Genomic DNA, 23,555 nt, shown 5'->3' on the forward strand with positions numbered 1-23,555 from the left:
CTATCGCAAGGCCCTTTATTCAATTCATGTTTACTTGATTCTTAATCCGATCATGGCATTTCGCCCTTCACGGATGATACCCACTCGTGCAACGGTATTGGTTTTAAGATTAGCCACCGCCTCCACAAAATCTTGTGTTGTACTTACATTCTTACCATTAATCGAGGTGATCACATCACCAGCCATAATTCGAGATTGTGCCGCCAAACCTCCGCGTACAACCTCTTGAATGTAGACACCACCTTTAACACCAAGACGTGTTTTTTCAACAGGTGCAAGTTCGCGAATCGCAACACCTAGTGTAGGTCCGCGTTTTTTGGCTTCACTTACATTTTGCGCTTGTGCTGGTGTTTCATCTGGTGCTGATGCAAGTGTTGCTGTAATCGTACGTACACGTTCATCACGCAATATTTCTAACTGAATTTTTTGATTTGGCTGTGTTCTATTTAAGTAATTTAATAGCTCACTCGTTCTTGAAATTGCAGTTCCGTTGTATTTCAAAATAATATCATTTTGCTTTAAGCCAGCGCGCTCTGCTGGGGAATTTGGCGCAATTTCTGTGATTAAAGCACCTTCAGGTTTCGGTAACTTATAAGCTTCTGCAAGGTTACGATCAATCTCTTGTAAATGAACTCCAAGATATGAGCGACTGACTTTACCATTTTTCTTTAATTGATCTGCCACATCCATCGCCACATCGATTGGAATGGAGAATGACAATCCCATATATCCGCCAGTACCACTGAAAATACGAGAGTTCACACCAATCACTTGACCTTGTTGATTAAACAATGGTCCCCCAGAGTTACCAGGGTTTAATGCGACATCAGTTTGAATAAACGGAACTGATGTTTCACCCAACATATTTCTTGATTTGGCACTGACAATCCCCGCAGATGCCGAGTACTCAAAACCAAACGGTGAGCCAATGGCAAGAACAGGTTCTCCAACTCTTAATTGGTCGATATTCCCAGTCGAAAGTGCTGGGTAGTTCGCACCTTCAACTTTCAGTAATGCCACATCAGTACGTTCATCACTACCAATAACTTTGGCATCAATCTCGCGACGATCATTTAACATGATGGTGATTTGTGAAGCATTTTCTACAACATGATGGTTGGTAATCAGGTAACCATCACGGCTAATAAAAAATGCACTCCCAAAACCCGTTTTCTCTTGAGGAGCTTGGCGCTGCGGAATAATAATTTGATTGCCGAAGAATCGTTTCAGCAGTTCAGGTACTTGTTGTTGAAGAATTTCTTCTTGTGTCATTTTCTTAACAACATTCACGCTGACGACACCCGGACTTACTCGCTCTACAAGATTTGAAAAGTCAACAGTAGCCGCCGCTTGAGTTTGCACTGCCGCAGTAAATACTGCAGCAAAAAGTCCTGATGCTATAACGCGATTTTTCATGTTAAGTGAACTCTCATTTATGATTCTTGGATAAAATAATTTTTAGCACAATCAAAATTCTCTGTGCGTAAATAAATGTTTCTATATTAATAGAAAACAATACTTTACTTAAAATATGATTAAAAACTAATAGTTCAAGTGCATAAAAAAAAATTTGATCAATCAAACTCTTGAATTTTGCTTTAAAAAAGAGCCATATTAACGCACTTTTAAAATTCAGTTTGCGAATGGAAATGCCGAAAAATACAAGTGCGCATCAATTTGATGTGATTATTGTGGGCAGTGGCGGTGCGGGTTTAAGTCTAGCACTCTCATTACCTGATCATTTTAATATCGCAGTGTTAGCAAAATCTCATTTGAAAGATGCCAGCACGTATTATGCACAAGGCGGCGTTGCAGCTGTTCTTGATGAGGCTGATTCTATTCAACAACATATTGATGACACGCTCATTGCAGGTGCTTATCTCTGTGAAAAACAAGCTGTTCAACACACGGTTGAAGGAGGAAAACCCTCTGTTGATTTTTTACTGAAACAAGGTGTTAAATTCACACTAGATGATGAAGATAACTTGCATCTCACACGTGAAGGTGGGCATTCTCAGCGCCGCATTATTCATTCCGCAGATGCAACAGGGAAAGCAATTTCAACCACTTTAGTTGAACGGGCACAAGAAAAAAACAATATTCACATCTTTGAAAATTACATTGCGATTGACCTCATTACAGCGCATAAGCTGGGGCATTTGAATCAGGAAAATCGTGCTTTAGGCTTATATGCTTTAGATGAGCAAACCGAGCAAGTGCATACTTTCTTAGCACCATTTACTGCACTGGCATGTGGCGGTGCCATGAAAGCATATTTATATACCTCTAACCCTGATATCGCTACAGGCGATGGTATTGCAATGGCATATCGTGCTGGATGCCGCGTCGCCAATATGGAATTTAATCAATTCCACCCAACCTGTTTATATCACCCTCAAGCACGTTCCTTCTTAATTACTGAAGCAATGCGTGGTGAAGGCGCTTATCTTCGTTTACCTGACGGCGAACGCTTCATGCTTCGTTTCGATGAACGTGCAGAGTTAGCACCACGTGATATTGTAGCTCGAGCTATCGACTACGAAATTAAAAGATTGGGTATACGACATGTATGGCTAGATATTACCCACAAAACCCCTGAGTTCATTAAAGAGCACTTCCCCACTTTGTATGCTCGCCTACTCGAGCTGGGTATTGATATTACCAAAGATATGATCCCAGTTGTGCCAGCAGCGCACTACACCTGTGGTGGTGTCGTAGTCGATGAACATAGTCAAACGGACATTCAAGGTCTATATGCGATTGGTGAGACGTCTTATACAGGTTTACACGGCGCCAACCGTATGGCAAGTAACTCACTTTTAGAATGTTTTGTTTATGGCATGAGTGCAGCAAAGCATATTCAAGATCAACATCAAAATATTATAGATCACTATGAAGTCCCTGAATGGGATGCTTCTCAAGTCATGAATCCTGATGAAGACGTTGTCATTTTGCAAAACTGGGATGAGTTACGTCAGACCATGTGGAACTATGTAGGTATTGTACGAACGACCAAACGTTTAGAACGTGCATTACATCGCGTTGAAATGCTGAAACATGAAATCACCGAATATTATCAAGATTATCATGTCAGTAAAAATCTAATTGAGCTTCGTAACCTTGTACTCGTTTCTGAGATGATTATTCGTTGTGCGATGCAAAGAAAAGAATCACGCGGATTACATTACACTTTGGACTATCCTGAGCCTTCGCAAGAATTACGAAAAACTGTACTCACCCCACCAAATTTTGAAGTGGAAACACCTTTAGTTGAGGTTTAAGTTCAACATAAAAAAGCGAGTTCATACTCGCTTTTTTATGCCCTTTTGGGCGGAATTGAGTAAGTCCCAGTAACGTGAGCTATCGGCTCATCATCCCCAACAGAGTATAAGTAAACCTCTCCGACAACTAGAGTTTTGCCAACTTTCATTAATTTACAAACACCCTTGATGTCACAACCACCTTTGGGTTTTCTAAGAAAGTTAATATTCATATTGGTTGTCACTGTAAGACCTACAATACCAATTTCTCCCAGTATTGCGATATACAACCCATAATCGGCAGCTGTCATCATGGTCGGACCTGAAACTGTCCCTCCAGGTCTTAAATCATTTTCATCAACATGATAAATGACTGTAGCACCACGTGGCTCTACCGATACTATTTCACATTTTTGGAGACTTTGTGGAAATTCGGTTTTTAGGAATTTGAGTATTTCTTCTTTATTACTGATCATATTGAGTCTAATCGTTTTTCCATAAACAATGACTCAATATAAATCATATTTGCTTTTTTAATTAGCACTTATGCTCAGCTTTCCATGAACTAATTCGTTCAATTGCATCATTAAATACTTGCTCAGGACTTTGTGTTGCATCAATACGCTTAACACGATTCGGCTCTAACTGATGTAATTCAGCAAATCCTGCGCGTACTTTTTCAAAAAAAGCTGCTTTTTCTTGTTCAAACCGATCCAATGCTCCACGCGCACGCGCTCGTTGCATTCCGAGTTCAGTCGGAGCATCCAACCAAAATGTCAGGTCAGGCATTTTTAGAACAAAGTTTTGGTTTAAAAGCGCTAATTTTTCACGGCTTAACCCACGACCTGCACACTGATACGCGAAACTGCTATCACAAAAACGGTCGCATAACACGATCGAACTATTTTCAAGTGCAGGCATTATGACTTGTTGCAAATGTTGCGCTCGAGCTGCGTACATTAATAATAGTTCAGTATCATTACTCATTCTTTCTTCATGATTCACTGTCAGAAGTACGGAACGAATTTGCTCAGCGAGCGGAGTACCACCTGGTTCACGAGTTAGAACAACTTGCTTTGATTGCTCAAGGAAGTAGTCACGAATTTTATGAATCAATGTCGTTTTACCAACACCTTCTGTGCCTTCAAAGCTAATAAACACGTCTATTTTACCCCTTATTTTTTAGATCGAATCACAGCAAGATATTCTTGAACAGCGCGATTATGGTCATCTAGATTGGTACTGAATTTGTGACCTCCATTTCCAGTCGCCACAAAATAAATATAGTCAGAATGATCTGGATGCATTGCCGCTTCGATCGCTTTATCACTTGGTAATGCGATCGGTGTTGGTGGCAATCCGTAAATCGTATACGTGTTATATGGTGTTGGCGTTCTTAAATCTTTACGGGTAATGTTGCCCGTATATTGATCGCCCATACCATAAATGACGGTTGGATCAGTTTGTAAACGCATACCAATTTTTAATCGACGAACGAATACGCCCGAGACTTTATCTAACTCATGATCAACATTGGTTTCTTTCTCAATAATTGATGCCATGATGAGCGCTTCATATTTATTTTTATACGGCAAATCAGAAGCTCGATTTTCCCAGGCTTTATCTAGTGCCTTCATCTGATGTTGATACAAATCAGTTAAAATTTTACGATCTGTTTCACCCTTTGCAAAAAAATAAGTATTTGGCGCAAACAATCCTTCTGGATGTGAAAATGGAATATTCAATTCCTTTAATATTTCTGCATCGCTCAAATGAACCAGCTCTTTCGTCACCAATTCATCATTCTTAAGCGCATTTTTTAACTGCTTAAATGTTGTACCCTCAATGACCAAAATTCGATTCAATTGTGCATTTTCAGAATTTGAAATCATGTCTAGAACTTGACGGACACTCATTCCCTCTTTGACCTCATAGACTCCAGCTTTCATGCTGTCATGAATCATGAATCGTTGATAAATCTTTAAAATAATGGGAAATGAAACTTGCTTATTTTTAGCTAAACGATCAATAAATTGTGAGTAAGTATCACCATGATTAATCGCGAGCATTTGCTTTTTACCCTCTACAGGATAATCCTTCCATAGACTTGCAGATAGAATCATGGTTGCAAGCAACATTAGACCTGCAATAATGAATAAAAGCGCTTTAGGTTTAAAGGATGTCTTGCTGTTCTTTTTCTTTGTTGATTTCTGAGGAGAGGACATAAGCTTTAAATCTGATTAAGTTGAAGGTGGTGAAAAAGATCAATACACGCTTGTGTATCTAATCGACGATCATCAAGGCAAGAGGCGATTTTCATTGGGTGGAGCGCATTACAATAAAATACACTTTGAATGTGAAGAAGTTCATTCAAATCAATTACTCTTTTTTGGAACGTTATACCATAATGATTCATACGCTCCAAAATTTCAGCACGCATCACCCCATGAACGCCATTATAACGAAGTTCAGGACAAATCCACGTATCATTCAATCGTATAAAGCAGTTACTGCTGATTCCTTCAACAATATAGCCTTGAACATCTGTAACTAAGGCTTCTTGAAAACCCTTCTCATCAGCTTCCTGCTTTAGTAACACTTGTTCTAACCGATTCAGTGATTTAATTCCCACCAATTGTGGCATAGTTAAACCCATTACTCGCTCAAGTAAACCACTCTCAATGACTTCATAGTGATGATCAGTCACGTTTTGCGGATAATAATACAACCAAAGATCTGCTGAATGATGAGGTAAACTGTATCCTCGTTGCCCCTCGCCTCGACTCAGTACAATTTTAATCGTCCCGTTTAATTGCTCATATTCTTGCTGTAAATACTGGATAGACTCAGAAATATAGTCAAGATTAGCTTGAAGTGACAATCGCTCAATGGCCGTATTCAATCTTGTTAAATGACGTTCAAATAATTCAATTTTATTATTTCGAATTCTTGCCGTGGTAAAACAGCCATCCCCATAATGGAAGCCACGATCCAAAATAGATATTGCATCCATTGGCTTGGCATTTTTTAAACAGATCATTTCAAGCAACCTCATTCCTTTCTCATAGTGTAAAAAGTCACTCACAAAATGAATAGCTGTTTTGATCATAACTTTTTCATTTCTTCTTATTTTTTTATTTTAAAAAATTTCCCTATGCTCAAATCATCAAAAAATGACAAACACATAGGAATAATGATGCGTACTTTTAAAATTGGGGTCATTGCAGCTTTACTTTCAGTCACTTCTGTTTCCACACTCGCAAAAGATTTTTTAAATGTTTCATATGATCCAACTCGCGAACTTTATGACAACTTTAATAAAGAGTTTGGAGCATATTGGAAAAAGCAGACTGGTCAAGAATTGAATTTTAAACAATCTCATGGTGGATCTGGTAAACAAGCCCGTGCGGTCATTGATGGCCTAGATGCAGATGTCGTGACTCTCGCACTCGCAGCAGATATTGATGCGATTGCTGAAAAAACCAATTTATTACCAAAAGACTGGCAGAAAAAATTCCCACAGAACTCTACACCCTATACCTCAACCATCGTGTTTTTAGTCAAAAAAGGCAATCCCAAAGGGATCAAAGACTGGGGAGACTTGATTAAAAATGATGTTGGAATTATTACGCCAAACCCTAAGACGTCAGGTGGTGCGCGTTGGAATTACTTAGCAGCATGGGCTTGGGCAAAACACCAACCCGGCGGTAACGATGCTAAAGCACAAGAATTTGTACGACAAATTTATAAAAATACTAAAGTGCTAGACTCTGGTGCACGTGGTGCCACAACAACTTTTGCAGAGCGTGGCATTGGAGATGTACTCCTGGCTTGGGAGAATGAAGCGCATTTAGCACTTCGTGAACAACCTGGAAAATTTGAAATCATTACACCAACACTTTCCATTCTTGCTGAGCCCCCTGTAGCAATTGTTGAGAAAAATGCGCAAAAAGATGGCAACCTCAATGTAGCAAAAGCCTATTTGAATTATCTGTATTCTCCAGCTGGTCAAACCATTGCTGCCAAAAACTTTTATCGACCACGAAATACGACGGTACTTTCAAAATACCAATCCGTATTTAAACCTTTAAAATTGGTCACGATTGATAAAGAGTTTGGAGGTTGGACAAAAGTCCAAAAACAACATTTTGATAATGGCGGGATATTCGATCAAATTGTCAAAGCAAACAGTAATAAATAAATTAAGATTTAAGCTTTAACTTATGGCTTGCCGATCATATTCATGATCGGCATTTTTTTAACGACACACCTAAATCTTTTTTTTTCATATAAAATTCATTTTTAATTATTTTTTATGCATAAAGATTAGATTTATTCTAGCGCCATGTAACAGAATATTTTCTTTTGAGGTTGCCATGCGCTTTTCAGCTAAATTAAAACTTGGGGTTATCGCAGCTTTTGTTTCAGCTGCTTCGCTTAGCGCTTCCGCTAAAGATTTATTAAACGTCTCTTACGATCCTACTCGTGAACTCTACGTAGAAGTAAATAAAGAATTTGGTACGTATTGGAAATCTCGGACTGGACAAAACGTCAACTTTCGTCAGTCACATGGCGGTTCAGGTAAACAAGCGCGTGCAGTCATTGATGGTTTAAATGCAGATGTTGTGACTCTAGCACTTGCAGCTGACATTGATGCGATTGCTGAAAAAACCAATTTATTACCAAAGGATTGGCAGAAGAAATTCCCACATAATTCTACACCCTACACTTCCACAATTGTTTTCCTCGTCAAAAAAGGAAATCCAAAAAATATTAAAGACTGGGGTGATTTAGTAAAACCGGGTGTGGACATTATTACGCCAAACCCTAAGACCTCAGGTGGTGCACGTTGGAATTATTTAGCGGCTTGGGCATGGGCTAAACACCAACCAGGTGGAAATGACGCCAAAGCACAACAATTTGTTCAACAAATTTATAAACAAACCAAGGTCTTAGATTCGGGTGCTCGTGGCTCAACTACAACTTTTGCTGAACGCGGTATTGGCGATGTTTTGCTTGCTTGGGAAAATGAAGCTCATTTAGCACTGCGTGAACAACCCGGTAAATTTGAAATTGTGACGCCAACACTTTCTATACTTGCTGAACCACCTGTGGCGATCGTTGAAAAAAATGCAGAAAAATCAGGCAATAAATATTTGGCGCAAGGTTATTTGAATTTCCTTTACTCACCTAAGGGACAACATATTGCCGCGAAAAATTTCTATCGTCCGCGTAATCAAGCTGTATTAAAACAATATTCATCAACATTTAAGCCACTGAAATTGGTCACAATTGATCAAGAGTTTGGTGGCTGGGCGAAAGTACAAAAAGCTCATTTTGAGAATAATGGTATTTTTGACCAAATTACCAAAGCCAATAACACAAAAAAATAATCAGTGGAGCATGACATGATACATACACTCATTGTACCCGGCGTCGGCGGAAGTGATGAAAATCATTGGCAATCATGGTTGCAACGTCAAGTCATGCCATGCTCACGTGTTCAACAAGATGATTGGAACTTTCCCTTACTTTCAGATTGGATCAATCGTTTTGTAGAAAAAATTTCGCAGATAGATGCACCCGTACAGATTGTTGCACATAGTTTTGGCTGTTTAACGTCAGTCGCTGCTCTGCATCAGCACCCAGAAATAGCACAGAAAGTTAAACAACTGGTTTTAGTTGCACCAGCCAATCCAAGTCGTTTTGGTGAAAATGGTTTTGCTCGTTTGAGTTTGACTGATTATAGTTTTTACTTTCATCAAATTAAGATTAGCGTTCCCACAAAAATGCTCATCAGTGAAAATGATCCGTGGTTAGGTTTTGAGGATGCAAAAAAATTAGCAAAATCATGGGGTGTAAAACCGATTAACTTAGGTCAAGTCGGTCATATTAATGTTGATTCAGGATTTGGACCATTTCCAGAGATCTTCGATTTTTTGATTCATGAAAAGCTGTCGAACTATATCAATAGTATTGATAATGGCAAGTTGTATTACAAATTTGCAATTTAAAGTTCGCCACTTATTCTTGATAAATTTTTCAATTCAATTGCTTATTGATTACGGTAAGCTTTTTCTCTCATTTGAGGAGTAGTCATGTCGCAGCGATCCCGAGTGCTGCCAGGATTTGGTCTATCTCTAGGCTTTACCCTAGCGTATTTATCTTTAATTGTGCTCATACCATTGTCGGCTGTTTTTATTAAGTCTTTAGGTATTGGCTGGGAAGGTTTATGGGAGATTTTAAGTTCTGAGCGTATCTTAAAATCATTACAACTAAGTTTCAGTGCTGCACTCATTGCTGCCTTCATTAATGTTGTATTTGGCCTATTACTCGCTTGGTGTCTCGTGCGCTATAGTTTTCCTGGTAAACGAATTGTTGATGCATTGGTTGATTTACCCTTTGCGTTACCAACAGCTGTTGCTGGGATTGCATTAACATCTTTATATGCTCCGACAGGCTGGATTGGTCAATATCTTGAACCCTTAGGAATTAAAGTTGCTTATAGTCCTATTGGGATTACATTAGCGCTGATATTTATTGGCTTACCTTTTGTGGTTCGTACAGTACAACCTGTACTAAGTGACTTAGAGACTGAACTTGAAGAAGCAGCGTCAGCATTGGGTGCAAATCGACTACAAATTGTAACCAAAGTGATTTTACCGATTCTTTTCCCTGCATTAATCACAGGATTTGCTCTCGCATTTGCCCGTGGCGTGGGTGAATATGGTTCGGTCATCTTTATCGCAGGTAACCAACCCTTCGAAACTGAAATTGCGCCATTAATGATTATTTCTCGATTGGAAGAATATGACTATGCAGGTGCAACAACGATCGCCGTTGTCATGCTCCTTATTTCATTCGCTATCTTGTTCTTGATTAACTTGTTACAAGCATGGGCGAGTCGTCGTACAGGGAGAACTGCACAATGAGTTTGAATACAAATAGCAATGCTTTAGCGGAAAAATTGCAATCTCGTGATGCGACGCGTGAACCGACTTGGGTTCGTTATACACTCATTGTCATTGCCATGATTTTCTTCCTCAGTTGCTTAATCCTGCCTTTGATTTTAGTTTTTGTTGAAGCATTCAAACAGGGTATCGGCGTTTATGCGCAAGCTTTAGTTCATCCAGATACATTGTCGGCTGTAAAGCTCACCTTACTGACAGCTGCAATTGCTGTACCGCTCAACGTAGTATTTGGTGTGGCGGCAGCTTGGTCTGTTGCGAAATTTAATTTCCGTGGTAAATCCATATTAACCACGATTATCGATATGCCTTTCTCAGTATCACCTGTAATCGCAGGTCTGATGTTGGTATTAATGTTTGGTACTCAAGGTTGGTTCGGTGGATGGCTGATGGATAACGACATTAAGATTCTATATGCCGTTCCAGCAATTGTACTAGCAACCATCTTTATTACAGTTCCTTTTGTGGCGCGTGAGCTCATCCCCCTGATGGAAGCTCAAGGTACAGAAGAAGAGGAAGCGGCAATCGTTTTAGGTGCTTCAGGCTGGCAAACTTTTTGGAAAATCACGATTCCAAATATTAAATGGGGCTTGATATACGGGGTTATTCTTTGTAACGCACGTGCAATGGGTGAATTCGGGGCAGTCTCTGTAGTATCGGGTCATATTCGTGGAGAGACCAATACATTGCCACTGCATGTAGAGATTCTCTACAACGAATATACCTTTAGTGCAGCATTTGCTGTTTCATCCCTCTTGGCTTTATTGGCGATTGTGACATTGATTCTTAAAACATGGGTCGAAATTCGCCAAGAGAAATTAAGCAAACGTAATGAAGATTCTACAGTTTAAAGGAAGTATCCGATGAGTATTCAAGTTAAAAATATTGAAAAACACTTTGGTGCTTTCCATGCACTAAACAATATCTCCCTAGATTTTCCTGATGGTCAACTCGTGGCATTGTTAGGACCTTCAGGCTGCGGTAAAACGACTTTACTTCGCATTATTGCTGGTCTTGAATCTGCCGACAGCGGTCAAGTGATCCTTGAAGGTCAAGACTCAACAAATGTTCATGTTCGTGAACGTCAAGTCGGCTTCGTATTCCAACATTATGCTTTATTCCGTCATATGACAGTATTTGACAATATTGCTTTTGGTTTACGTGTTCGTCCACGTTCAACACGCCCTTCAGAATCTGAAATCAAAAAACGGGTTACACGACTACTTGATTTAGTTCAATTAGGATTCTTAGCAGATCGTTATCCAGCACAATTGTCAGGTGGACAGCGTCAACGTATTGCGCTTGCACGTGCGCTTGCAGTTGAACCTCGTGTACTACTTCTGGATGAGCCATTTGGCGCACTTGATGCAAAAGTTCGTAAAGAGTTACGTCGCTGGCTGAGAACTTTACATGATGAACTCCACATCACCTCGATTTTTGTAACCCACGATCAAGAAGAAGCGCTTGAAGTTGCAGATCAAATCATTGTAATGAATAAAGGTAATGTTGAACAAATTGGCTCACCTCGTGAAGTTTATGAAAAACCAGCAACGCCTTTTGTATTTGACTTCTTAGGTCAAGCCAATAAGTTCGAAGGTCATAATCAAGCGGGAATCGTACAGATCGGAAATGATCGCATTCAACTGCCTTTAGCTAAAGATGCACCTGAAGGTAAAGTGATTGCCTTCATTCGACCAGATGAGTTTCAAATTCACGCTCAACCTACAGACAATGCAATTCAAGCAACGTTCTTACGTGAAGTTTGGATTGCAGGAAAAGTGGTTGCCGAACTTCAAGGTCAAGATGGCAATCTCATCGAAATTCTACTCACTCCAGATGAAGCTAAACTGCATCAATTCCGCCCAAATCAATCGGTTTGGTTAACGACTAATACATTGCACTTATTTGCACAAGAAAACGCATAAAAATGTGTAGATGGGGCTTTTATATAGCCCCATCATTTTAAAGGTAACAAAGACTATGAACTTTCAACAATTAAGAATTATTCGAGAAACCGTCAGACAAAATTTTAATTTAACGGAAGCTTCCGCTGCCCTTTACACGTCTCAATCAGGCGTAAGTAAACATATTAAAGATTTAGAAGATGAATTAGGTGTTCAACTATTTATCCGAAAAGGTAAACGCTTATTAGGGTTAACTGAACCTGGTCAAGCTTTGCTCGGTATTGTGGAGCGAATGCTGGTCGATGCAGACAATATTAAAAGATTAGCCGATGATTTTAATCGTGTAGATGAAGGTACATTAACCATCGCAACCACTCATACTCAAGCGCGATATGTATTACCACCAATTGTAAATTCATTCAAAAAATTATTTCCGAAAGTTCATTTGATTTTGCAACAAGCAAGCCCAACTGAAATCACTGAAATGTTACTTTTAGGCGATGCAGATATTGGTATTGCTACTGAGAATCTGACTACTGAAGAAAACTTAGCAAGTGTTCCTTTTTATAACTGGAAACACAGTATTATTACGCCTCAAGGTCATCCACTTACTCAAATAGCAGCGCGAGAGATTAGCTTAGAACATTTGGCAGAGTATCCGATTATTACCTATCACGGTGGTTTTACGGGACGTTCAAAGATTGATAAAGCCTTTGAAGACTCAGGACTTGATGTTGATTTAGTGATGTCTGCGCTTGATGCTGATGTAATCAAAACTTATGTTGAATTAGGTATGGGTGTCGGGATTGTCAACGATGTTGCCTACGATACAGAACGAGATCATCGCTTAAAACAAATTGATACTGATTTATTCGGGGTGAATACCACTTGGATTGCTGTACGTAAAGGTCATTTGTTACGTGGATATGGTTACGAGTTTATTTCGCTATGTGCACCTAGTGCTGATATCAAAGCGTTAAAGCGTGTGGCTTATCCTGAAGATTAACAAACTACAAATAATAAAGGTGCTATAAGCGCCTTTATTATTTGCATTAACTTGCATAAAAAAACGAGCCGAAGCTCGTTTTTTTAATAGGATCTTACCAGTGGAAGCTCACACCCACTTTACCGACTGGAAGCCATTCGTATTTGTCTTTGTTAGCAATATCACTTTCTTGATCACGTAAAGCTTGACCTAATGTACGATCATCGCTACCAATTAAAGCATTATTATCAGAAGCTAGATTAACACTCGGGTTGCCCGTATAAAATGCACCAACTTCACCAAACACACCGATATTTTTGTTGATTTTAGGAGCAAAACCAAAACCTACGTATGGTGCAATTTCATTATCATAAGATAACTTACCTGCGATATTTACACCATTAGCTCCACCATTAAAACGAGAACCATCCACTTCTACAGAAGCGTTAGTACCAACACGTTTGTCTAAATCATATTTAGTATCAACATAACCTACACCCGCTGCCATATATAAGCCTTGAGCCCATGGATTTTCGCTCGCACCCCAAGGACGAATTTCAGCGTTTAAATAAGCTACATTATTATCCATTTCAGCATCATACTTAGTACCGTTGATTGATAAATCATCAGACCAAGAGATATCACCACCGTTGTAACCTAAAGCAAGACCAACGTATGGGTTAGCAGTCCAAAGTAATGCACCACCGTAACCAGTTGTACCAACTTCAGCACGAACACCAGTAGGGATTAATTGATTAGCTTCAAATACATTACCTGTACGTACAACTTGAGTGTCCGCCATAGCGAAGCCTGAAACAGATAATGCTGTTGTAACAGCGAGTAATTTTAACACTTTCATTTTTTTCTCCTCAAAGAAATGAGTTGTTCTTTAATCATTAATGTGTTCGACTCGGAAGCATCTTAATGGAGATTTCAAAGCTGGTTAATATTCAAATTGATGCTTTTTTGTTATTTTTTGATACAATTTTGATTTAGTTGTTGTTTTATAAATAATTTGCACTTAAGTCTTTTATTAACTTTTATTAACATACTTATAAAGAATAGTCATTATTGTCGGACATTTTTTCAGGATTAATTGTAATTTTTATAATCAATTTAGTGTAAAATCTTGGAAATTTTTTTTGGAAGAGAAGATTATGTCTCAGCTTTCGTCAATCATCGAACAAGCGTTTGAAGATCGTGCAAACTTCACAGCTACAGATTGCCCTGCTGAAATTCGCCAAGCAGTCGAGGAAGCAATTGCTGGCTTAGATAATGGTTCATTACGTGTTGCTGAAAAGATTGATGGTGAATGGGTTGTTCATCAATGGTTAAAAAAAGCTGTTCTATTGTCATTCAAACTCAATGATAATAAACCAATCGAATCATGCGATCTCCAATTCTATGACAAAGTAGACACTAAATTTACAGGTTGGACTGAAGAACAATTTAAAGCAGCTGGTGTACGTGTTGTACCGCCTGCAGTTGCACGCAAAGGTTCTTATCAAGCTAAGAATGTTGTACTTATGCCATCTTATGTCAACATTGGTGCTTATGTTGATGAAGGTACAATGGTTGATACATGGGCGACTGTAGGTTCATGTGCGCAAATTGGTAAAAATGTTCACCTTTCTGGTGGTGTTGGGATTGGCGGTGTACTTGAGCCTCTTCAAGCGAACCCTACGATCATTGAAGACAATTGTTTTATCGGTGCACGTTCTGAAATCGTTGAAGGTGTAATCGTTGAAGAAGGCTCAGTGATTTCAATGGGTGTTTACATTGGTCAATCAACTAAGATTTATGACCGTGAAACAGGTGAAATTCACTACGGCCGTGTTCCAGCAGGTTCAGTTGTTGTTTCTGGTAGCCTTCCTTCAAAATGCGGTAAATACAGCTTGTATGCTGCAATCATCGTGAAAAAAGTCGATGCTCAGACTCGTGCTAAAACAAGTTTGAACGACTTATTACGCGCTGACTAATTTTTTTATACTTTATAGTATTTGGAGTTACACTCCACATCTCTACGGTTAGTAATAATCGTAGAGATTTTTCTTTTATATAATCTCTATTTTAGTTTGGTTTTGTCGATATGAGTAATTTGCGATCTTCCGCTATTCCTGTTTCTGATCCGTCTGCGGGGTTACGTATTACGGAGATCTTCTATTCATTACAAGGTGAAGCCAACACTTCAGGCTTACCTACAGTGTTTATACGCTTAACAGGTTGTCCACTGCGTTGTACTTATTGTGATACCACCTACTCTTTTGAAGGCGGTGAACGTCAGTCTTTAGAGGATATTATCCAGACCACGCTTGATTTTAAAACACCTTATATTTGTGTTACTGGTGGTGAACCATTAGCCCAACCCAATGCATTACCGCTCATGGAGCGTCTAGCAGATTTAGGCTGTGAAGTTTCACTTGAAACGAGTGGAGCGCTAGATGTTTCAAAAGTGGATCGTAGAGTTTCTAAAGTCTTAGATTTAAAAACACCAACTTCAGGTGAAGACTCACGTAATTTAATGAGTAATTTAGACCATTTAACTCAACATGATCAGATTAAATTTGTCATATGCAATCGTGAAGATTATGAATGGTCTAAACAACAAGTGAATCAATATGAATTGCACAAGCGTGTAAGTACAGTTTGGTTCTCACCTGCGTTTGCTGTAGAAAAAGGTGCTGCAAAGTTACCGCAACTTGCGCGTGATTTAGCACAATGGATCTTAGAGGATCACTTACCAGTTCGTTTCCAGCTTCAATTACATAAGTTGCTCTGGAATGACGAAACAGGTCGTTAAAATGTAACAAATAGCTCAAATTAAAAACAGTACAGCACTTTTTGTGCTGTTTTTTTAAGAGAAAATGATCTTTTAGTGCGCTGACACTTTAATGGTCGTGCCATTTAAATTAATCCCTTTCATTGAAATATCCCCAATTTTATTATTTATTGATGATGCATCTCCAACGCCTACTCCCCATAACATGGCATTAAAGCCATTTTGATCTCCAAGACGATTTATTTTGAGTTCCAGTCCATCTGTACGTATCGAACCTGCAACATCAAAATCAAGATTATTGATGCCAAAACGCCCTGGTTGAGTATTTTTTAAATTAATAAATTCTATTCCAAATGCGCCACCACCATCATGATCGTGGACTTTAAAGCCTTCTAAACGTAAACCATCTTTAAATATTCCATTAAGTTTTAAAAGACTGCCTTGAGGTGCTGAACCGAGCTGAATATTGGTTGAGAGGTTGGATACATAAAATTTCATATTATCCATAATTTTAACGGGGTCACTATAGCCTCGTCCTGTTGGACTAACTTGACCCGATTTACCCACCCAAATATCACCGGTATTAATAATAATATCTTCAGGAACAAATACACCTAAATTCAGGAAAGGCCCTGTAGTACTATTCCCTCCTTGTGCATCGATTTTTAAAGTAATACTAATATCTGCCGAACCAGAAGAAAGTGATAATGGATTTTTACTACGCCCATTCGCAGTACCGAAAATTAAGGCACCTGCTTTTGTGTTTCCTTCGTTGTAATCTGGTCCGAATCCACTGTTATCGTGCCAAATCAAATCAGCTTGAATGGGTCCACCTGGTAAAAGGCTAATCGTAATACCATCTTGTGCTGCATAGGTTGACAATTCTTGATCTGAAAGCTCCTCAAATGCAAAAGAATTTGTACTGATCAACGCAGCAGTGGTTAAAATTAAAGTATTAATTTGATTCATTTTCATTCCGTAAAATTATTTTTGTAAGTTTTAATCAAGTATTTGTTAAATTATATTTAATATTTAAATAAAAACAACAACTGTTTAAACTTTATTCGACTCGAAAGAGAATCTTATCTCATCTTCTAAAACGAACTTTCACGTTCTTTATAATGATCTCATTTAGTTTTGTGACTTCTGCAGATCTATATATTCAAAAAATTTATACCCCATTATTCTTTATATAATCAGTTATAATTCATTTTTTATTTACTTTAATTTTTTGGAGTTCTCCTATGCGCCCTCGTGCCATTGTATTGTTATCAGGTGGTTTAGACTCAACGACTTGCTTGGCTTGGGCGCAAGCACGCTATGAATGTATCGCTTTAAGTTTTATGTATGGTCAACGCTCAACAACTGAATTGGATGCTGCACGTAAACTGACACAACAAGCAGGCGTTGAACATCGCGTGATTAATATAGATTTGGGTAATTTAGGTGGTTCTGCATTAACTGATCATTCCATTGATGTTCCTGATCAAGAACAAGAAGGCATCCCTGTCACTTATGTTCCAGCACGTAATACGATTTTCCTGTCTTATGCACTTGCAGCAGCAGAAGTGTTTGACGCAGAAGCCATCGTAATTGGAATTAATGCGGTGGATTATTCAGGTTATCCAGATTGTCGACCAGAATTTATTGAAGCATTTGCTAATTTGGCAAGATTAGCGACAAAAGTAGGTGTGGAAGGAAAACCTCTTAAATTTGAAACACCTTTACTACAATTATCCAAAGCAAATATTATTCGCTTAGGCATCGAACATGGCGTAGACTACAGTCAAACGGTGTCATGCTATCAAGCAGATGACCAAGGACGAGCTTGTGGAAAATGCGACAGCTGTCGTTTGCGTAAACAAGGTTTTGCAGATGCTGGCGTTGAAGACCCAACTCGTTATATACCGTAATAACAGGGTGCCATATATGAAAAATTTAAAATCAAACATTATTCTTTCAGCCATTGTTTCTGCTGCAGCACTTTTCGGTTCTGCTGCTCAAGCAAATGAGCCGAATAATAAAATGCAGCAAGCCTACAAAAGTACTAACGTAAAATCTGCACTGATTAATGTTTGTAAGGAAGAAACTGCTAAAGGGAACAAGCTTTCTGCTGCTGAAGTCAGCAAATATTGTACATGTGCAATTGAAGCAGACGGCAAGCTAACTAATGCTCAAAAATGGGAAATCCAAAGTGCGATTAACCAAAAGAAAAGCCCTTCTACTTTAGCTATCGTGAAGAAACAGAATACTGATCTTCAAGCATGCTTCGGCCCACAGTTAACGTCTAAGCTACAGTCGTTAACAGAGGAAGCAATGAAAGCAGCACAAGCTAAAAAATAATTGCAGCTTGTATAAGGTATAAGATAGCCACCTCGTGTGGCTATTTTTTTGAATTCCCCTATAAATGTAGTGACAACTTTTGAGGAAATTATAATGTCAACGGAAACGATTAGTTTACCCAATCAAACATTCCCAACGACTACAGGTTCTGTGAATTTAACTGAGTTGAATACAGATTGGCTCATCATTTATTTTTATCCAAAAGATTCAACACCTGGGTGTACAACGCAAGCTATTGGTTTTTCATGTTTGAAAGATCAGTTTGATGCGCTTCATACCACTATTTTCGGTGTTTCTAGAGACTCAGTAAAAGCCCATCAAAACTTCACCGAAAAGCAAGCTTTAACAATTGACTTGATTAGCGATAAAGAAGAAGTGCTTTGCCAACACTTTGATGTGATTAAAGAGAAAAATATGTATGGAAAAAAAGTGATGGGGATTGAGCGCTCAACTTTTATTTTTCATCAAGGTAAACTCGTTAAAGAATATCGTAAAGTCAAAGCTGCAGGGCATGCTGAACAAGTGCTTGAAGATTTAAAAGCTTTGCAAAAATAATAAAAAAAACCCACGATTGACGTGGGTTTCATCTATTTATACTTCTTTTTAACTACGATTAGAAATCAAAGCTTACGCCAAGTTTATAGGTACGTCCTGCACCCAATGTGGTAAAGCCACTGTTAAATACACCCGCCCAATATTTTTCATCTGTGACGTTGTCAATATTGGCACGGAAAGTCGTATCTACACCGCCAAGATTGGTTGTGTATTTCGCACCGATATCGAGTAACGTATAGTCAGGAAGTTCGAGCGTATTGGTATTGTTGAGATATTGGCTATCTACATAGTTAGCACGTGCATTCACACTTAAACCATCCACCGGGAGTTTATACTCAATGCCAAGCCCTGCTGTGAACTCAGGTTGACCTTCTACTGTATTTCCCGAAAGCTCAACTTTTCCACTCATACCTTTGGTATATTCAGCATCAATATAAGCCAAGTTACCCCAAATAATCACATCATCTGTGACATTGCCTGAGAATCCATACTCAAGTCCTTTTGAGGTAGTTTCACCACCATCTGTCGTAATCTGAGTCGATCCATTGATCGGGGTGGCATAAAACTCTGTAATTGTACTTGGTTTTTCAATTTGATATGCAGCAAGGGTATGTAACCAAGAACCATGTTGATATTTTGCGCCCATCTCATACTGTTTAGTTTGGAATGGTGCGAATGTTTTTCCAAAATTCACATCTGTTTCCGTCGTTACAGTATTGCCTTGAGACAACCCTTCTACATAACTTGCATAAAGCGAGATATCTTCACCCCAAGGTTTCACCACGATCCCTAAACTTGGTGAGACTTTATCTTCGCTATATTCAACGCCAGTCAATGGATTTTTGATGTCCATATCTTGGTAACGTGCACCTAAAATGAATTGTAATTTATTATCAAGCACTGAAATTTGATCAGTGAATGAATAACTGATGAAATCATTATCGGCCTGTTTAAATATTTCAGGCGCCTGCTCTGGCATATGACCTTCGTGGCTTGGATCGTAGAGATTGGTGACAAATGGGACAGCTGTAGATCCTTGTCCTTTATGTTTCACTGTTTCAATATTTAAGTAGTCTGCACGTAAACCAATTTTATGTTCAATTGATCCAGTATTAAATGCACCCTCTAAACCTAAGTTTGCTGAGGTATTATTTTGCTTTAATTTTACATGATAATATTGAGAGTTCGCGTCACCTGCATCATTGATTACGATCATGCGTGTACCAAAAAGATGCCCTTGATATTTTTGTTCTGCAGTACCAACGCCAGCAATGACTTTTAAATTATCTAGTAATTTATATTCACCTGACAATCCAACATATTGTGCTGATTGTTTACCATGGATATTCGGGAAAAAGTTACTACGACCGTCAGGTGCATCTAAGACTTTGCCAAGCTGTGCAAATGAAACCATCGCAGGCGAACCACCTTCACGTTTATCATCCGTCACATAAGCATCAAAATTCACTTTTGCTTTATCAGTGGTCCAATCTAATGCTAATACGGCTGAGGTACTTTCATCTTCTAGGCCATCAACAACATGTTCACCTTGTCCATAATTGGCACTTAAGCGAGCACCAAACTGTTGATCTTGACCAAAGCGGCGTGCAACATCAAAGCCAGATTTATAAAAACCTTCTTCTTCGAAATTCGCGGTGACACGGGTAAGTTCTTTGTCTGCACGTTTCGTATTTGCAACGATTACACCGCCAACGCTTCCACCCGGTGCCATCCCTGCAACAAGTGCATTCGGTCCTTTGAGCACCGTCACTGAATTGAGAATATCTGTGGTCACACGCCCCGTAGGTGCCATGCCATAAGTACCATTTAAATTGTAATCTTCCCAATTCACACCAAAACCACGAATACTAAAGTTTTCATTGAGATGCCCACTATTGGTCGTGGTACGAATACTTGGGTCGATCTTTAAGACATCCATAATGGTATGCGCGTGTGCATCTTGAATGGCTTGATCGCTGTAGTTACGGATGGTAAACGGCGTGTCTAACACATCCTTTTCACCTAAAATATTCAGTGTAGCTTTTTTTTTCAGTTTACCTGTGACATCGGTTTCTTGTGAGTCTGCTTTTACTACAATGGTTGCCAATTGTGTTGGTTCTTGCGCAACTGCAAAACACGGTATAGAAACTAAAGACAGAAATAATAGATTTCTTTTCACGTGGATGCCCTCTTATATACGGTTTTGGGCACATCATACACAATTTAAATGATAATGATTTTTATTTATAATTAATTTATCATTAATATTTACTTTTGTTTTTAACTAATTCACAGTTATATTCGATCATATTACAACCTTAGAAAAGTATCTCGTCCAACTTATTCAGAGCGACTTAGTTTGAAAATTTAAGTAAGCATAAATATCAAGTTATCGATCGAAGCACAGTGAATCTAGCCATGAATAATCTAAGACAGTATTAATTAAAATTTTAAATATGACCAAAAATTATGAGGTGGTTCTTAGAGTTACAGATGCTGTGATCAAACATTTGGAAAATAAAAGTTGTCTTTTAAAAGGTTTTTTGCACAACTCCATGCTTTAATTTCTAGTTAACTAATTAAGTTATAGGCGATGTACCACATGATTAAAGCAATCAAAATATCCAAGACTTGCCATGCGCGGGGATTGTGAAAGTAAGCTGATAGATATTGCGCACCAAAACCCAAACTAAAGAAAAATAACCATGATGCCGTGATCGCACCTATGGCAAACGATAATAAGTGATCTTCAAATTGCGTCGATATTGCGCCTACAAGCACGACAGTATCTAAATACACATGAGGATTCAGCCATGTAAATGCCAAGCAAATGAGAATAATTTTAAACCATGAAACAGCCGTATGATGATCAAGACACATCGATTTTTTGGTCGAAAATGCTTGATAAAAATGATGTAAACCATATACCACTAGAAATATAGCCCCACCCCATTGTGCATATGTCATCACTTGTGGATGGTCTGAGATAAACTTCCCAAATCCAAATACACCAGCCAAAATTAAAAGTGAGTCTGAAAAGGCGCAAATGAGGCAAATAGACAGAACATATTCTTTTTTTAAGCCCTGTTTAAGGACAAAAGCATTCTGAGCGCCTATCGCCATAATCAAACTTAAACTCGTTACAAAGCCATTAAACAGTACGGATAAAGACATAAAACACCTAATATTTATCATTAGGCGGATTATGAACAATTCAATCTCAAATTGAGTATTATTAAATTAATATTAAGTTCATTAAGTTTTATTAAATCATGATTTTCAATTATAAAGACTGTGTCGCGTTTATCACCGTGGCGGAAACTGGAAGTTTTGATCTGGCAGCTAAAAAGCTTTGTCTCTCTGCGGCTGCAATTACTCTTCGTGTCCAACAATTGGAACGGCAGATTGGTCAAACATTAATTCTTAGAGAACGACCTTGTCGTGTGACACATTCAGGTGAAATATTGCTTGAACATTTATTACGGCAAAAGCGTCAAGAAGAAAATGTTCTGCAGCTTATTCAGGGAAAAAATCAAAATTCTGAGTTTTATAAAATTATCATTGGAACGAATGCAGATTCATTAGAAACTTGGCTTTTGCCTGCGATTGCTGAACAGTTAATAGAGCATAAAATCACAATACAACTTCGAATAGATGATCAGGATCATACGCATCAATTAATGGAATCAGGCTATGTAAATGCATGTATAAGCGCTGAATCCCAACCCATGACAGGTTGCCACTCAGAATTTTTGTTCACGATGCGTTATCAAATGGTGTGTACGCCAGAATTCAAATTAGCATGGTTTAAAAACGGACTAAATCGAGATTCCTTTCGCCGTGCGCCTGCGGTCATCTTTAATGATAAAGATCATTTACATGAAACGGTTCTACTGAATCAATTTGGATTACCGCAATCTAGTTATCCATATCATTATGTCCCCTCTTCTAAGTCATTTGTCGATGCAATCCAACTCGGCTTAGGCTATGGCATGGTGCCTGAACTGCAAATTCAAGACTTACTCGATCAAGGACAATTGATTTGTTTGTTGCCTGAGGCAACACAAGACGTTGATCTATATTGGCATCATTGGAAACAGCAGTCCCCACAACTCAAACATATTACTGACATACTTATGACATTAAAAAAGCAGTGATTGAATCACTGCTTTCTTTTTCTCAATTTAGTTGGCTTTCCATTGCCCTTCAAGCTTGATATTCACTTTTTCGCCAATTCCACCAATCGCTTTGCGCATACCGAAATCACTACGGTTGATGACTGTTGAAGATTGTACATTCAACACATTTGGATTCGATGCATTTGGAGTTAAAGTTGTATCAAATGAAACTGGGCGTGTCACACCACGCATAGTGAGTTGTCCATCAAATTTGTATTTATTATTTCCTAAAGCACGAATTTGATTACTTTGAAAGGTCACAGTTTTATATTTGCTTGCATGAAAGAAACTGTCACCAAAGACCATATCCTTTAAAGAGTTTTTGCTCAGTTTAAGGCTATTCACATCCATCACAAATTTAGCTGAACCTTGATTAGGCTGTGCCGGGTCAAAATTCATCTGTGATTGATACTTTTGAAATTGCCCATTTACAATCGACATTCCTGCAGATCGGATATCAAAGCTGATCTTACTGCTAGGTGATAGTGTCCATGTTTGCGCTTGAGCAAAAACAGAAGCAGATAACAGCACTGTGGCCAAACTCATTTGTGTAATAGTACGCACGATTTCCCTCGGTTTTCTT

General features: G+C 38.6%; 24 protein-coding genes. 14 read left to right on the forward strand and 10 right to left on the reverse strand.

All coding sequences use genetic code 11. From position 1 onward, the window contains the following. Nucleotides 1-30: 30 nt before the first annotated feature. Entirely contained in the window at nucleotides 31-1,416 is a 1,386-nt protein-coding gene (locus AC1M84_RS06645; protein WP_481594685.1) for a Do family serine endopeptidase, read from the reverse strand. Nucleotides 1,417-1,649: 233 nt separating this feature from the next. Here AC1M84_RS06645 and nadB point away from each other — a divergent pair, with 233 nt between their 5' ends. After that, a complete protein-coding gene (gene nadB / locus AC1M84_RS06650) occupies nucleotides 1,650-3,281 on the forward strand; it encodes an L-aspartate oxidase (protein ID WP_416224321.1) in 1,632 nt (543 codons plus the stop codon). A 35-nt stretch (nucleotides 3,282-3,316) separates the two neighbouring features. Here the strand turns inward: nadB and AC1M84_RS06655 are convergent, their stop codons facing one another. The 4 genes from AC1M84_RS06655 to pabC form a co-directional block, all read right to left on the reverse strand. Next, the gene (locus AC1M84_RS06655; RefSeq protein WP_481593448.1) at nucleotides 3,317-3,736 is read right to left on the reverse strand and encodes a PaaI family thioesterase; all 420 of its coding nucleotides are present in this window, start codon (nucleotides 3,734-3,736) and stop codon (nucleotides 3,317-3,319) included. A 61-nt stretch (nucleotides 3,737-3,797) separates the two neighbouring features. Further along, entirely contained in the window at nucleotides 3,798-4,421 is a 624-nt protein-coding gene (tmk, locus tag AC1M84_RS06660; RefSeq protein ID WP_035267194.1) for a dTMP kinase, read from the reverse strand. A 14-nt stretch (nucleotides 4,422-4,435) separates the two neighbouring features. After that, nucleotides 4,436-5,485 carry an endolytic transglycosylase MltG gene (mltG, locus tag AC1M84_RS06665; protein WP_481593449.1) on the reverse strand — a complete coding sequence of 350 codons (1,050 nt, stop codon included), beginning with the start codon at nucleotides 5,483-5,485 and terminating at the stop codon, nucleotides 4,436-4,438. Nucleotides 5,486-5,490: 5 nt separating this feature from the next. Next, a complete protein-coding gene (gene pabC, locus AC1M84_RS06670; protein WP_481594745.1) occupies nucleotides 5,491-6,300 on the reverse strand; it encodes an aminodeoxychorismate lyase in 810 nt (269 codons plus the stop codon). Between the two features lie 153 nt (nucleotides 6,301-6,453). Here pabC and AC1M84_RS06675 point away from each other — a divergent pair, with 153 nt between their 5' ends. From AC1M84_RS06675 to AC1M84_RS06705, 7 genes are all read left to right on the forward strand, one after another. After that, complete coding sequence (locus AC1M84_RS06675) at nucleotides 6,454-7,461, forward strand: sulfate ABC transporter substrate-binding protein (RefSeq protein WP_481593450.1); 1,008 nt, start codon at nucleotides 6,454-6,456, stop codon at nucleotides 7,459-7,461. 175 nt (nucleotides 7,462-7,636) lie between these two features. After that, complete coding sequence (locus AC1M84_RS06680; protein WP_481594686.1) at nucleotides 7,637-8,653, forward strand: sulfate ABC transporter substrate-binding protein; 1,017 nt, start codon at nucleotides 7,637-7,639, stop codon at nucleotides 8,651-8,653. Nucleotides 8,654-8,668: 15 nt separating this feature from the next. After that, nucleotides 8,669-9,274: an alpha/beta hydrolase gene (locus AC1M84_RS06685; RefSeq protein ID WP_481594687.1), complete on the forward strand. Its 606-nt coding sequence runs from the start codon at nucleotides 8,669-8,671 to the stop codon at nucleotides 9,272-9,274. 84 nt (nucleotides 9,275-9,358) lie between these two features. Beyond that, the gene (gene cysT, locus AC1M84_RS06690) at nucleotides 9,359-10,192 is read left to right on the forward strand and encodes a sulfate ABC transporter permease subunit CysT (protein WP_035267202.1); all 834 of its coding nucleotides are present in this window, start codon (nucleotides 9,359-9,361) and stop codon (nucleotides 10,190-10,192) included. Then, complete coding sequence (cysW, locus tag AC1M84_RS06695) at nucleotides 10,189-11,079, forward strand: sulfate ABC transporter permease subunit CysW (protein WP_481589027.1); 891 nt, start codon at nucleotides 10,189-10,191, stop codon at nucleotides 11,077-11,079. The genes cysT and cysW overlap by 4 nt, the downstream gene beginning before the upstream one ends. Nucleotides 11,080-11,091: 12 nt before the next feature. Continuing rightward, entirely contained in the window at nucleotides 11,092-12,153 is a 1,062-nt protein-coding gene (locus AC1M84_RS06700; protein ID WP_035267206.1) for a sulfate/molybdate ABC transporter ATP-binding protein, read from the forward strand. A 55-nt stretch (nucleotides 12,154-12,208) separates the two neighbouring features. Then, the gene (locus tag AC1M84_RS06705) at nucleotides 12,209-13,138 is read left to right on the forward strand and encodes a CysB family HTH-type transcriptional regulator (RefSeq protein ID WP_092767071.1); all 930 of its coding nucleotides are present in this window, start codon (nucleotides 12,209-12,211) and stop codon (nucleotides 13,136-13,138) included. A 94-nt stretch (nucleotides 13,139-13,232) separates the two neighbouring features. On the opposite strand, the gene carO is transcribed toward AC1M84_RS06705, so the two are convergent. Then, nucleotides 13,233-13,976 (reverse strand): ornithine uptake porin CarO, encoded by a 744-nt coding sequence (gene carO, locus AC1M84_RS06710; RefSeq protein WP_481594688.1) that lies wholly within the window; start codon nucleotides 13,974-13,976, stop codon nucleotides 13,233-13,235. Between the two features lie 298 nt (nucleotides 13,977-14,274). Here carO and dapD point away from each other — a divergent pair, with 298 nt between their 5' ends. Further along, nucleotides 14,275-15,096: a 2,3,4,5-tetrahydropyridine-2,6-dicarboxylate N-succinyltransferase gene (gene dapD / locus AC1M84_RS06715; protein WP_179997889.1), complete on the forward strand. Its 822-nt coding sequence runs from the start codon at nucleotides 14,275-14,277 to the stop codon at nucleotides 15,094-15,096. Between the two features lie 110 nt (nucleotides 15,097-15,206). Further along, the gene (queE, locus tag AC1M84_RS06720; RefSeq protein WP_092767073.1) at nucleotides 15,207-15,917 is read left to right on the forward strand and encodes a 7-carboxy-7-deazaguanine synthase QueE; all 711 of its coding nucleotides are present in this window, start codon (nucleotides 15,207-15,209) and stop codon (nucleotides 15,915-15,917) included. 72 nt (nucleotides 15,918-15,989) lie between these two features. Here queE and filA read toward each other — a convergent pair whose 3' ends face one another. Further along, nucleotides 15,990-16,865 (reverse strand): putative pilus system protein FilA, encoded by an 876-nt coding sequence (gene filA / locus AC1M84_RS06725; protein WP_481594689.1) that lies wholly within the window; start codon nucleotides 16,863-16,865, stop codon nucleotides 15,990-15,992. Between the two features lie 275 nt (nucleotides 16,866-17,140). On the opposite strand from filA, the gene queC reads away from it, so the two are divergent. The 3 genes from queC (at nucleotide 17,141) to AC1M84_RS06740 (ending at nucleotide 18,794) form a co-directional block, all read left to right on the forward strand. Next, the gene (gene queC, locus AC1M84_RS06730) at nucleotides 17,141-17,809 is read left to right on the forward strand and encodes a 7-cyano-7-deazaguanine synthase QueC (protein ID WP_481594690.1); all 669 of its coding nucleotides are present in this window, start codon (nucleotides 17,141-17,143) and stop codon (nucleotides 17,807-17,809) included. 16 nt (nucleotides 17,810-17,825) lie between these two features. Further along, nucleotides 17,826-18,239 carry a hypothetical protein gene (locus AC1M84_RS06735; protein WP_179997886.1) on the forward strand — a complete coding sequence of 138 codons (414 nt, stop codon included), beginning with the start codon at nucleotides 17,826-17,828 and terminating at the stop codon, nucleotides 18,237-18,239. Between the two features lie 93 nt (nucleotides 18,240-18,332). Further along, nucleotides 18,333-18,794 carry a peroxiredoxin gene (locus AC1M84_RS06740; RefSeq protein WP_481593457.1) on the forward strand — a complete coding sequence of 154 codons (462 nt, stop codon included), beginning with the start codon at nucleotides 18,333-18,335 and terminating at the stop codon, nucleotides 18,792-18,794. 58 nt (nucleotides 18,795-18,852) lie between these two features. Here AC1M84_RS06740 and AC1M84_RS06745 read toward each other — a convergent pair whose 3' ends face one another. Next, nucleotides 18,853-20,973, reverse strand: coding sequence for a TonB-dependent receptor (locus AC1M84_RS06745; RefSeq protein WP_481594691.1), 2,121 nt, complete (start codon nucleotides 20,971-20,973; stop codon nucleotides 18,853-18,855). A gap of 392 nt (nucleotides 20,974-21,365) precedes the next feature. After that, complete coding sequence (locus AC1M84_RS06750) at nucleotides 21,366-21,968, reverse strand: LysE/ArgO family amino acid transporter (protein WP_481593459.1); 603 nt, start codon at nucleotides 21,966-21,968, stop codon at nucleotides 21,366-21,368. A gap of 101 nt (nucleotides 21,969-22,069) precedes the next feature. Here AC1M84_RS06750 and AC1M84_RS06755 point away from each other — a divergent pair, with 101 nt between their 5' ends. Further along, nucleotides 22,070-22,951 (forward strand): LysR family transcriptional regulator ArgP, encoded by an 882-nt coding sequence (locus AC1M84_RS06755; RefSeq protein WP_481594746.1) that lies wholly within the window; start codon nucleotides 22,070-22,072, stop codon nucleotides 22,949-22,951. 27 nt (nucleotides 22,952-22,978) lie between these two features. On the opposite strand, the gene AC1M84_RS06760 is transcribed toward AC1M84_RS06755, so the two are convergent. Further along, nucleotides 22,979-23,536, reverse strand: coding sequence for a YceI family protein (locus tag AC1M84_RS06760; protein ID WP_228143107.1), 558 nt, complete (start codon nucleotides 23,534-23,536; stop codon nucleotides 22,979-22,981). Nucleotides 23,537-23,555 lie beyond the last annotated feature (19 nt).

The organism is Acinetobacter sp. 24-47-66, from assembly GCF_056779755.1.